At 68.6% G+C, this 11,757-nt stretch carries 9 protein-coding genes; 3 read left to right on the forward strand and 6 right to left on the reverse strand.

Translation table 11 applies throughout. The annotated features are described in order from the left end of the window. Positions 1-69: 69 nt before the first annotated feature. Positions 70-357, reverse strand: a complete 288-nt coding sequence (locus DMP23_RS17255) for a hypothetical protein (protein ID WP_337821698.1) — start codon at positions 355-357, stop codon at positions 70-72. Between the two features lie 281 nt (positions 358-638). Between DMP23_RS17255 and uppS the strand changes: the two genes are divergently transcribed. Continuing rightward, complete coding sequence (uppS, locus tag DMP23_RS17260; protein WP_337821699.1) at positions 639-1,466, forward strand: polyprenyl diphosphate synthase; 828 nt, start codon at positions 639-641, stop codon at positions 1,464-1,466. A gap of 43 nt (positions 1,467-1,509) precedes the next feature. Next, the gene (locus DMP23_RS17265) at positions 1,510-1,806 is read left to right on the forward strand and encodes a DUF1905 domain-containing protein (protein WP_336159699.1); all 297 of its coding nucleotides are present in this window, start codon (positions 1,510-1,512) and stop codon (positions 1,804-1,806) included. A 213-nt stretch (positions 1,807-2,019) separates the two neighbouring features. Here the strand turns inward: DMP23_RS17265 and DMP23_RS17270 are convergent, their stop codons facing one another. The 5 genes from DMP23_RS17270 to DMP23_RS17290 form a co-directional block, all read right to left on the reverse strand. Next, positions 2,020-2,796 carry a hypothetical protein gene (locus DMP23_RS17270; RefSeq protein WP_337821700.1) on the reverse strand — a complete coding sequence of 259 codons (777 nt, stop codon included), beginning with the start codon at positions 2,794-2,796 and terminating at the stop codon, positions 2,020-2,022. Positions 2,797-2,803: 7 nt separating this feature from the next. Continuing rightward, a complete protein-coding gene (locus DMP23_RS17275) occupies positions 2,804-3,076 on the reverse strand; it encodes an acyl carrier protein (protein WP_337821701.1) in 273 nt (90 codons plus the stop codon). A 23-nt stretch (positions 3,077-3,099) separates the two neighbouring features. Beyond that, positions 3,100-4,803: a fatty acyl-AMP ligase gene (locus tag DMP23_RS17280; RefSeq protein ID WP_337821702.1), complete on the reverse strand. Its 1,704-nt coding sequence runs from the start codon at positions 4,801-4,803 to the stop codon at positions 3,100-3,102. Between the two features lie 70 nt (positions 4,804-4,873). Then, the gene (locus DMP23_RS17285; protein ID WP_037806263.1) at positions 4,874-5,668 is read right to left on the reverse strand and encodes a hypothetical protein; all 795 of its coding nucleotides are present in this window, start codon (positions 5,666-5,668) and stop codon (positions 4,874-4,876) included. 609 nt (positions 5,669-6,277) lie between these two features. After that, positions 6,278-10,657, reverse strand: coding sequence for an RHS repeat-associated core domain-containing protein (locus DMP23_RS17290; RefSeq protein ID WP_337821703.1), 4,380 nt, complete (start codon positions 10,655-10,657; stop codon positions 6,278-6,280). Between the two features lie 262 nt (positions 10,658-10,919). Here DMP23_RS17290 and DMP23_RS17295 point away from each other — a divergent pair, with 262 nt between their 5' ends. Next, positions 10,920-11,744 carry a hypothetical protein gene (locus DMP23_RS17295; RefSeq protein WP_037806265.1) on the forward strand — a complete coding sequence of 275 codons (825 nt, stop codon included), beginning with the start codon at positions 10,920-10,922 and terminating at the stop codon, positions 11,742-11,744. The last annotated feature ends 13 nt before the right edge of the window (positions 11,745-11,757 follow it).

Raw genomic sequence — 11,757 nt, forward strand, 5'->3', positions numbered from 1 at the left:
GGGCGCATGATCCCGCGGCCGGTTGTCGCGGGATCATGCGCAGTGGGAGTGCGTCGGCTGGCGCTGCCGCTACGGGGAATCCGCCTCGAGTACCAATACCGCCATGTCCAGAAGCCTTTGGCAGTACACGCGACTGTCACCGGCCGATTCGGGGATGGCCCGAATGAGGTCCTGTTCGCATTCGGCGAGAATGTTCCATCTCCGGTCGTCCAGGTGACCTTGTTGCACTAACCATGTGGAGACACAACCGGCTAGGTCCGCGTCAAGCATCGCCAGATCGAAGCCTGCCGGGAATGGTGCCTTTCTGTAGGCCTCGAAAAGCGTCGTGACTACTGCCAGCCGCTCCGTGAGGTCCAACGGCTTCCTCCCCTAGCCCGGCGACGCATGTCCTCCAGCCGAGAACCTACGCGCTCGCGATCGTTGCGCGCCAGGCAGTAACGCGGCTCCCGGACGCTGCCGATCGCGATGGCGGCGACAGCGACATTTCCCGAAGCCTCTGGATGTCGTTCGAACATTTCCTGAGAATTTTGTGGAGAACGGGCCTGCCAGGCAGTCGAAAACCGACCTACGCCGACAATTCTGGCAGCGTTTCCGCTGCGGGGAACCGTGTCCGCGGAAGGGAAACGGAGTTGGCTACTATGGGCGCGAACCCGCGCGAAACAACGGCGAACGGAGTGCGCATCGTGCTGCCTGGTCCGGTCCAGCGAATCATCTACGGGATTTACACGCACCGGCTGCGGAAACAGCTCGTGGGCGCCGAATTGCCGGGGCACATCGGGATCATCATGGACGGCAACCGCCGTTGGGCTCGGCAGATGGGCATGACCGACCTCAGCATGGGGCACAAGCGCGGCGCCGAGCACGTCGAGACCTTGCTGTCCTGGTGCGAGCGCGCGGGCGTCAAGCACGTGACGATCTACCTCTGCTCGACCGAGAACCTCGCGCGCCGCGACGACGCCGAGGTCTCGTATCTGATGCACCTGATCGAGCAGGTCATCACCGACAAGCTCGCCCAGCCCGACGCGGGGTGGCAGGTGCACGTCGCGGGTCTTCTCGACGCCCTGCCCGACACCACCGCGCACGCGCTGAAGAACGCTGTCGAGGTCACCCGCGACTGCGACACCGGCCACCACATCACGCTGGCCATCGGCTACGGCGGCCGCCAGGAGGTCGTCGACGCGCTGCGTGCCCTGCTGACCGAACACGCCGCCGCCGGGACCCTGAACGAACTCGCCGACACCATCACCATGGAAGACGTGTCCCGGCATCTCTACACCGCCGGGCAACCCGACCCCGACCTGGTCATCCGCACCAGCGGGGAACAACGTCTGTCCAACTTCCTGGTCTGGCAGAGCGCCTACTCCGAACTGTACTTCTGCGACACCTTCTGGCCCGCCTTCCGCGAGGTCGACTTCCTCCGGGCCCTCCGCAGTTACGCGCGACGGAACCGTCGTTACGGCCGCTGACCGTCCGCGGGTTTTTGTCGGTGCCGCGTGCGAAGCTGAGTTCGTGGAAGTGCACTTCGACGCTGAACTGTGGATCTGGGACGCCCGGCGGACCGAAACCTGGACCTTCGTGAGCTTGCCCGGCGACATCTCGGACGAGATCCGCGAGCTGGGCGGACCGCGCCGCGGGTTCGGATCGAGGCGCGTGCAGGTCCGGGTCGGCGCCACGACCTGGCGGACGTCGATCTTCCCGGACAGCACGCGCGGCTACGTGCTGCCGGTCAAACGTGCGGTACGCAAGGCGGAGAAGCTCGATCCCGGGGACGTCGCTCAGGTGACCGTGACGGTCCTCGATCTCTGATTTCGGCGGAGCTGGCTTGATCGCTGCGGCGAGCCGTGGAGCGTTGGCCGGGCCGGAAACGGAGCCACGAACTGCAGAGGATGTCCCGCATGGACTCGTGTCGAGCCACGCGGTGCGACGCTCTCGGCCAGGTGCCCGGCTCGGTCTCGGGCGCGCCGTCAAGGCCGACCGCGTTCGCGACAGCCCCGCGAGCCGGGCGCGGGTGGGCCAGGCTCAATTGCTCCACGCGGGGCTGTCGTTGGGCGGGTAGGGAGAACTCGAAGCGCCCTTCACCCATTCGTCCACGTCCTGTCGGTCCCAAGCGAGCAGGATCTCGGCGTTGCGGATGCAGAGGCCGTAGTCGAGGTTCCCGAACAGGCGGCTGACCGTCAGGTGCTGGTTGAGCTGCTGGTATCCCTTGCCTGTCTTGTATTCCATCTGCACCGTCGTCTGCAGGCGCCCGAGGCGGAGGTTTCCGTTCACCACCGTCAGGACTCCCTGGTGCACGTTGCTGTTCTTCTCCTGCAGCCCCTTGTTCTCCACCGCCAGCTGGCCGATCTTCTTGATGGAATTGACGATGCCGGTGAGCGTGTCCGGGGTGACCAGCCCGCCTACCAGCTGGGTCACCGCCGAAATGACCGGTGACAGGGAAAGCGACGAGATGGACACGCTGCGGCTGTCTCCGGTCATGCCGGTGAGGAACGGCATGGTGGTGAACTGGTTTCCGAAGACGATCCACCGGAAGAGATCGAATATCGTCGACGACTGGTCGAAGCGAGCAGAGTCCGCGGTCTTGCGCATGATGGTGGCGGCCACCGACTGCCACGAACCGAAGGGGGCCAGCGGTCCCAGGCTGGGCAAGCCGGTGTTGTCTCCGCCGCAGGCGTTGCCGACTCCTGCTTCCTGGTTGAGGTCGCGGCTGTCGCAGCCCAGCACGTCCGGCCTGCCCTCCGCCCACACGGCGATTTCGAACGCTTCCCGCCGCGACTGCTCGTCGCTTGAAGTGCCCACGGCCGGCTCACGACGCTCGCGCGGCGTATTGCTCGCGCGAATCGCAGATCAGGCGCTCGATGTCGTGCACCGTCCGTACCTGCGGGATCGCCTCGAAGCCCAGGTTGACCCGGAAGCCGAGCTCGACCGCGCCCACGAGGCTGAGGACCTTGACGGAGTCGACCCCGGGCAGCTCTGCCACCGTCGTGATGTCGTCGAGCTCCGCGCCGCCGAGTTCCAGCTTCTCGCGGATCAGGGTGTACAGCTGTTCTCGCTCTCGCGGGGGTAGACGGGTGTCCATGGTTGCTCCTCCCAAAGGGGTGCTCAATGCGCTTCGGAAAGCGCGCCGCGGTGGAGAAATCCCTGCAGATACTGCTGTCGTGTCGTGTTTCGCCGGACCTTGCCGCTGGACGTCTTGGGCAGTTCCCCTGGCGGCACCAGGAGGACGTCGGCCACGGGCAGGGACAGCATGGTCTGGACGCGGCTGCGGACCCTCCTCGCCACTGCGGCGGCGTCGCCGTCGCGGAGTTCGGCGACGATCACGACCTCCTCGGTCGACCGGCCGGGCCGGGTGAAGGCGACGACGTTGCCCTTGCGCAAGCCGGGCACCTCGGCGGCGGTCCACTCCACGGTCTGGGGGTCGTGGTTGCGCCCGTTGACGATGAGCAGGTCCTTCTTCCGACTCGTCACGTAGAGGATGCCGTCCGCCAGGTAACCGCAATCCCCCGTGCGGAGGCCGCGAGTCGTGAAGCTTCGCCGAGTTGCTTCCGGGTCCTCGTGATAGCCCGCTGCCACGCTCGGTCCTTGGAAGACCGCCTCGCCGATGTGCCGTTCCGGGAGCGGATTGCCGTCGTCGTCCACGACGAGGACGCAGTGGCCCGCGACGGGACGTCCGCACGGCACGAATGCCACGTGCTCCTCGGAGGCTGAGGCCGGTCGCGCCAGGCTGTGTGCGTGGTACGGCTCCGTTTGGATGACGTCTGGGGCGAGCGGAACTCCGAGCTCGCCGAACGAGATCGCGAGCGTCGCCTCTGCCATGCCGTAACACGGGACGACCGCCCCCGGACGCAGTCCGGCCGTCGCGAAGTGCGTCGCGAAGGACCGTAGTGTCTCGGGGTGGTTGGGTTCTGCGCCGCAGCCCACGACTCTCAGACAGGACAGATCCAGTTGCCGCAACTCGTCGGCCGGGGTGTGCTTGATCGCCAACGCCAGGCCGAAGTTCGGCGCGAAGGTCACGGTCGCGCGGTGACGGCTCACCGTTTCCAGCCAGAGCCTCGGCGAGAGCGCGAAGCGCAGCGTCGGCAGGAAGGTCACCGGGCAGCGCGCCAGCAGCGGTGCCAGCACGAAACCGACCAGCCCCATGTCGTGGTACATCGGCAGCCAGCTCACGCCCCGGTCGCGGCCGCGGTCGAGGCGAAGGGCGCCGATGATGGCCGCGCAGTTGGCGAGCGCGCTGGCGTGCGTGACCCGTACGCCCTTGGGGGCCGCCGTGCTTCCCGAGGTGAACTGCAGGAACATCACGTCCTCGGGAAGGATGTCCTCGGACTGGGGCGCGTTGCGCGGCAAGGGTTCGGCGAAGAGGTCCTCCGGATCGAGGACCTGCATGCCGGCCACAGCGTGCACGAGCGGGTTCAGCAGGTCTGCCAGGCTGCGGGGAATCAGGAGGGCGCGTGCTCCCGCGGCGCGGAGGATGTGCGCGGAGTCCTCGCAGTACGCCTCGAACTTGCCGAGGCCCATCGGCGGGCTCATCGGGACCGGGACGACGCCGACCGAGACCGCGCCCAGGAAAGCGAGGACGAATTCCTGCTGCTCGGGAACGATGAGCGCGACGCGGTCTCCCTTGCGCAGGCCGCTCCGGAGCAGCTGCCGCCCGCGGCGCAGAGCTTCCCGCGACAGCTCTGCCCAGCTCGCGAAGCGCTCGTGGGCGAAGGTGAAGCCCCCGTCCGGATGGCCGAGGTTGTCGGCGAGGACTTGGGCGAAGGTCGATGCCGTCGTTCCCTCGGGAGGCTGCGGTTGCGGGAACATCATGGACCTGCCTGGGGTCAGGGGCTCCCGGGGCCGCAACCCCGGGAGCCCGCGGAACACGGGACGAATCGGCTCAGTGTTTCCAGGCGGGGCTCTCGTTGGGCGGTTTCGAGGAGCTGGCCGTGTCCTTCTCCCAGTCGTCCACGTCCTGGCCGTCCCACTTGAGCAGCGTGTCGGCGTGGCGCTTGCACTTCTCGAAATCGAGGACGCCGTAGCCGCGGTAGACGTAAATAGTCTGATTCAGCTGCTCGTACCCCTTGCCCGATTTGTACTCCATCTCCACCGCGGTCCGGACGGCTCCGAGGTACAGCGAGCTTTGATGCCGTGACAGGACCCCGACCTGCTGGTTGGAGTTCTTCTGTTTTCTCCCCTCGTTCTCGAGCGCGAGCTGGCCGATCTTCTGGATGGTGGTCACGATGCCTTGGAAGTTCTCCGGCGTCATGATGTTCTCGACCAGGTCCGACACCGCTTCGACGGCCTTTTTCAGCGACGTCTTGCTGATGGACGCGTCACGGTTGTCGAAGGTGTAGGTGAGGAAGAACGGAATCGTGGAGAATTTCTGCAGGAAAACGCTCCACGCGACCGGGTCGAATTTCTCGCTCCCCGGGTTGAAGCCGCTGAGCGTCACCGCCCGGTGCACGATGGTGCTGCCGACCGACTCCCACGAACCGAACTTCGACAGCGGACCCAGGTCGGGCAGCAGGCTGTTGTCCCCCGCCGCCTTGTTGCCCACGCCCTGGGCGTTGCTGTCCGCGTCGAAATCCTGCAGCGCGGACCTCGCGGCGGCCTCCAGTTCGGGGTACGACGTCTGCCACAGCGCGATCTCCAGGGCCTCCCGGCCCAGGTGCGACTGGCTGATCTCGGTCATGACTGCTCCTTGTCCACGGGTGACGGATGAAATGTTCGCGGCGCGGAATCGCGGAAAACGCAGGGAGGAATATTCCACTGGAACGGCAGGTGCGAACCGGCGAGAATCCAGTGCAATAAACGTGCTGCCAACAGTCGGAGCGGGCGGATGCGCCACCGCGAACGCGGGCGCAGTGGTCTATTCCATGACAGCACCTCTCCGCGATTTTCGATCCGCCCGCGCCTCAGCGCCGCGAGGAAACATGCTCCGCCTCCGGGAGAGGCCGGCGAAAGGCCATTGCCACGAATGCCAGGAAAAACATCCGTCCGAGTGCTCGCCGACTACCGGGCATCGCGTCGCCCGGCTTCCCTTTCCCTGGCCGGAATTCATCAGATCGAGCCCCTCGCGGGCCGTTCCCCGGCGACATCGCGAGATATCGCTCCGCGAAAAACTCCTCGATCGCGCACGACGGGCACCCCGGGCGCACACGCGTAATTCGCTCGGGTTCGAAATGCATATTCCGGCGGGCTCCCCGAATCGGAGCAGGGCCTGCTCCAACCGAGTGGCCCGCCACGGGGCTCACGGGCTCGGCGGGCCTCGCGCGGCCCCGCCGAGCCCTTCAGCAGCGGCTCAGGTGTGCCCGCCGAGCTGGATCATCTCGACCCGCTTCTCGTCGTCCAGCACCCGGAAGGTCGCGCGCTGCTTCCCGCCGAGGCGGATCTGGAACTGGTTTCCGCTCAGCTGCTTGTAGTTCATGTCGCCCGCTTCCTCGGCGGCCTTCTTCGGATGCCACTTGTTGTTGTGGATGTAGTTCTGGAACGTGTCGAATTTCGCCTGCTCGGCCGCGGTCAGCGGCTGGTTCCCGAACCGCATGTCCTGTTTGCTGAACGTCCACTTGCAGTCGTTGAGGCCGAGCGGGTCGACCAGCAGCGTCGGGTTGCTGACGTACATCTGGGCGTTCGTGCCGCCGGTCAGCCCGACCGGGTCGGCGCTGAGGTAGCGGGCGAGGGCCGGGTCGAAGTAGCGGTGGTAGTTGTAGTGCAGGCCGGTCTCGGTGTCGAAGTACTGGCCGGGGAACCGCAGCGGCGTGACGTCGTCGCCGCGGCCGGATTCCGCGCCCCAGATGGTGCGCGGGCCGCTTCGGGCGACGGAGCCGTCCAGGCCCACCAGTTCGGTCGGCGTTCCCACGAGGTCGGTCACGATCGCGTGGTAGCGGCGGTCCACCACCTGCTGCGGGGTGTTCGCGTCCAGCAGCTTCTCGCCCTGGATCAGCGGCAGGTCCGTCTCCGGTTCGAACTCCCAGTTCCGCAGCCGGCGCAGCCCGCCCGGACCGCGGTGGTGCTCCTCCGCCAGCCGGGACCCGTCCCAGGTGAAGTCGACCTGTTCGACGACCTCGCCGGTGGCCGAGAGCCGCTGTTTGGCGGTCCGGCGCCGCATCGCGTCGTAGCGGTAGCGCCAGCGGTGTCCGTCCACTGTGGTCACCGCGACGAGCCGGTCGTCGGCGTTCCATTCGTACTGTGCGGTGCGCGCGCCCGGGCTGATCAGGCGGATCAGCCGTCCTTGGGCGTCGTGCTCGTACTGGTTCGCCCCGGCGCGGACGATCCGGTTTCCGGCGAACTCGCGCGCACCGGAGTGCGGACCGCTGACCGCGGACGAGTTCGCCGCGACGACGTTGCCGGTGGCGTCGTAGCGGTAGTGCTCGGTCCCGGCCGTTCCGGTGACGCCGGTGATCCGGCCGAGCGCGTCGACGTCGAACCGGCGGGTGCCCGCCAACGCGTCGTCGACCGCCCTGAGCGTGCCGTCCGCCCGGTAGTCGTACGAACGTCGTTGCTGCGCGGCGTAACCGCCCGACAGGGTTTGCGCGGCGAGCGTGCCGACCGCGTTCCAGTGGTGCCGGATGACCGTCGTCCCCCACGAGCGATCGGATTCGCGGCCGAGCAGGTCGCGCCCTAGCGTCATGGCGTGCCCGTCGACCCGCACGCCGACGAGGCTTCCCGCGGCGTCGAAACTCCACTCGCTGGCGGTGCCCGAGGGCAGGATCCGCTTGACCCGCCTGCCGAGCGCGTCGTACTCCGAGCGCAGCACCCGGCCGTTGCAGCTTTCGGCGAGGACGCGCCCGCAAGCGTCGTAGGTCCAGGTCAGCTCCGTGTCGGCGTTGACCGCGCGGACGACCCGGCCCGCCCGGTCGTAGTCGTAGCGGCTCGTGCTGTCGCCGGCCTGCTCTTCGACCAGCCTGCCCAGCGCGTCCCAGCCGAACCGGGTGGTCTCGCCCGCTCCGTTCACGCGGCTGACGAGCTGGCCCGCCGCGTCGTAGGCGTAGCGCAGCACCCGGCCGTCGAAATCGGTTTCCTCGACCAGGTTCCCGGCCGCGTCGTACCGGCAGCGCCAGTAGTTCCCGCGCTCGTCGCGCACGGAGACGAGGCGCAATTCGGTGTCGTAGCCGAATTCCAGCCGGGTGCCGTCGGGGCGTACTTCCGCCGCGGGCAGGTCGAAGTGGGTCACCTCGGTGACCGTCGACTGGCCGAGGGCGTCGACGTGGGTGCGCAGGTTGCCCTCGCCGTCGTAAATCCACCGTTCGGTAGTTCCGTCCGGCAGGGTCTGCCACGCCGGTTCGCCGCTGACGGTCCACCCGAGTCGCGTGGCGTTGCCGAGGGGATCCACCACGGCTGAAATACGCCCGAAACCGTCGCGCTCGAACCGGGTGGCGGCGCCGGTCGCATCGGTGACCGAGATCGGCAACCCGGCCGCGTCAGTTGTCACGGCGCGAACCCCGCCGAGCGCGTCCGTGATCGACGACAGGTGCCCGTGTTCGTCGTAGCCGTAGCTGGTGGCCTGTCCCGCCGGGTCGATCAGCCGCGTGAGGTTGCCGCGCGCGTCGTACTCCCGCCGGGTGACCGCGCCGTCCGGCTCGATCACCGTCACCGGAAGGCCGAGGTCGTTGTACTCGGACCGGGTCTGCGTACCGTCCGGCCGCGTCACCGCCACCGTGTTCCCGGCCTCGTCGTACTCGTACCGGGTCACCCGGCCCAGCGGATCGGTGCGCGCGAGCAGCCGGTCGAACTCGTCCCACTCCGAGCGGGTCTCGTTGCCCGCCGGATCGACCTCGCGCAGGGTTTGCCCGCGTTCGTTGAGGTGGTACGCGGTCTGCTCGCCCAGGGAGTTCGTCCACCGCGTCACGCCGTCCGCGTAGGACAGCGAGCCGCTGAAGAATCCGCCGGAGCCTTCGGCCCGCACGACGCGGCCCTCGCCGTCGTAGCTGTAGCGGTACCAGGCTCCGTTGCGGTCGGTCCAGCTCGTCATCCGGCCTTCGCCGTCGTAGGCGAACCGCAGCGGCGCCCCGGAAGCGTTGACCACCTCGGTCAGCAGGCCGTGCCGGTAGCCGTACCGCAGCAGCGGCAGATCGGCGCCGCCGTCGGCACCGCACAGGTGAAACGCGCTGATCAGCCCGTCCGCGGACTCGACCCGCACGCGGTACCCGCCGCTGTGCCGGACCTCGGCGAGCGTTCCGGCGTCGTCGCGGACGAACTCGACGCGGTGGCCGTTGCGATCGGTGATCGCGCGCAGCGGCAGCACCGGGCCGCCGCGGCCGAAGTGCAGCGTCCGGCCCTCGTCAGGGAGAGTGATCGTGTACCCGTCGCCGGTCAGCGCGAGCCGCCGCCGCGGTCCGGCCAGCGGCATGGCCTCCGGCACCGGGTGCGGGTAGAACAGCAGCGTGCCGTCGTCGGACGCGAAGGACACGCCCTCGTCGTCCACCTCGATCCGCTGGTCCACAGTGGACGCCCAGTTCGGGCCGAAGGACTGCCCCGCCCGGTACGACGAGAGGTGCACCCGGCGCAGCACCAGCGGAAGCACGCCCGCCAGTTCGACGTCCGTTTGCGGCAGCACCACGTCGCCGCTGGCCACGTCGATCGGATCGCCGCAGGTGTTCAGGTTCTTGTCCGGCACGCGGTCCTGCTGCGGCCCGCGGCTGTTGTCCCGGATGTTCGAACCGGAACCGCCGCGCGACCCGGAACCGCCGCCGTGCGAGCCGCCCCCGGACTGGCCGCCGCCGGGAGAGTGCACCGGACCGTCGTTGCCGCCGCCGCGCGTGCCGTCGGTCTCCGGTCCCCGGCCGCCGGAACCGCCGCGGTGCCCGCCGGAGTTCGCCGGCGGCGACTCCGCGCTGGAGGTCGTCGTGCTCTCGTTCTTGCCGCCGCCCTTGCCCGGCGAACCCTTCGAGGTTTCGATGTCCTTCGGCTTGGGACTCGGCTTCGGCTTGCCGCCCTTGATCCCCTTCAGCGCCTTCCCGGCGTCGGCGAACAGCGTCCCGGCCTTCTTCAGCAGCGGCATCAGCGCCTTGAGCGCCTTCACCAGCTTCGTGGTGACCTGGCCGATCTTCGACGCCGTCTTGGCGACCGCGGAGATCACCTGCGGCACGACCCAGGTCATCCCGATCCCGAGCGTGAACACGACCTGCAGCGCCCACGAGATCAGGTGCCCGACGAGGTCGGCGATGGTGTCGCGGACAAGAGACCGGACCGCCGCGACGATCTCGCCCGCGGTCTTCACCCCGCTCGCGGCGCCCTCGCTGCCCTTCTGCGCGCTCGCGATCAGGGCGGAGGTGTCCTCGGCCTTCTTGCGGTAGCTGTCGGCCGCTTCGCCGTGCCAGTCCTGCAGATCCTTCTTGACCAGCTCGGTCAACTCCGCCGAGACGCTCTCGAGCTCCTTGGCGACGTTGGTCCAGGTCGCGGCCTGGGACTTGATCTCGTCCGCGTTGCCGGTGAGCGCGTCGAGAGCTTCCTTCAGCGGGCCGACGTGCTCCATCAGCCAGCCGACGCCCGCGGCGAAGATCGCGCCGAACGGGTCCATCACCGCGGTGAGCACGTCCAGCGCGGTCCCCACCGCGCCGATCGCGACCGCGGCCCAGTTCTTGCTCTCGATCGCCTCTTTCAGCCCCGTCGCGTCCTCCAGCAACGGGACCCCGGCCATCGCCGAAGTCTCCTTCACCGGTGCGACCAACGGATTACTCATGCGACGTACAACCCCCTTGCGGCCGGGCCCGATCCCGGCGAACTCCCCCGGAAACCTAGCGGCACCCGGCAACCGTCCGCCCGCGGCACCGCGAGTCCCTGCCCGAACGAAGTCCCGATGTTGCCCGAGCACCGATCCGGCCCGCGCTGACACCGCGCCTGACACGGCCGCCTCCCCGGCGTCTGAGCCGTGACAGCAGCGTGTCCGCCCAGCAGGCGAATGTGGTCACAACGAACCGCTGAACCAGCCAGGGAGACCGGAAATGTCCACGTTCACCACCCCCAACCCCATCACCGCCGCGCTGACCACCGCGGGTGCTCGCATCCGGATCACCGCGGGCGAGCGCGCCGAGACCGTCGTGCGGGTGCAGCCGGTCGACGCGGCGAACTCGACCGACGTGAAGGTCGCCGAGAAGACCAAGGTCGAGTTCGCCGACGGCGTGCTCGCCGTCAAGACCACCAAGTCCGGACGTCAGACCGGTTCCGTCGATATCGCGATCGAACTGCCCGCCGGGTCCAAGATCGTGCTCAACACGGCTTGGACCGAGGTGCAGGCGGACGGCACGCTCGGCGACTGCGAGGTCAACATCGGCTCGGGCCAGGTGCAGCTCGACCGGGTCGCCGCGTTGCGCGGGAACCTCGGCGCGGGCGGGCTCGCGGTCGGGCACGTCGGCGGCGACGCGGTCATCGAGGGCAGCGCGGCGGGCCTGCGGCTGGGCGAGGTCGACGGCGAGATCCGGTACCAGGGCACGAGCGGCAAGGTCTGGATCGGCCACGCGCGGTCCGACGTCGACCTCGGCGGGTCGAATGGCAGTTTCGACATCGGCACCGCGGACGGGAGCGTCGTCGCCAAGGCGGCCGACTGCCCGATCCGGATCGGGCGGGTCACGCGCGGTCAGGTGGAGCTGTCGAACGCGGCCGGCGGGATCGAGGTCGGCGTCAGCGCGGGCACCGCCGCCGACGTGGACGCGAAGAGCACGAAAGGCGCCGTGCGCAACACCCTCGGCACGCCGGAAAGCCCGCGCGGCACGCTCAAGGTCCACGCCCGCACGCGACTCGACGACATCGTCGTCTATTCCGCTGCCTGACCACCCGATCGGA

The sequence above is a fragment of the Amycolatopsis sp. A1MSW2902 genome, assembly GCF_017312175.1.
GTDB classification, from domain to species: domain Bacteria; phylum Actinomycetota; class Actinomycetes; order Mycobacteriales; family Pseudonocardiaceae; genus Amycolatopsis; species Amycolatopsis nivea.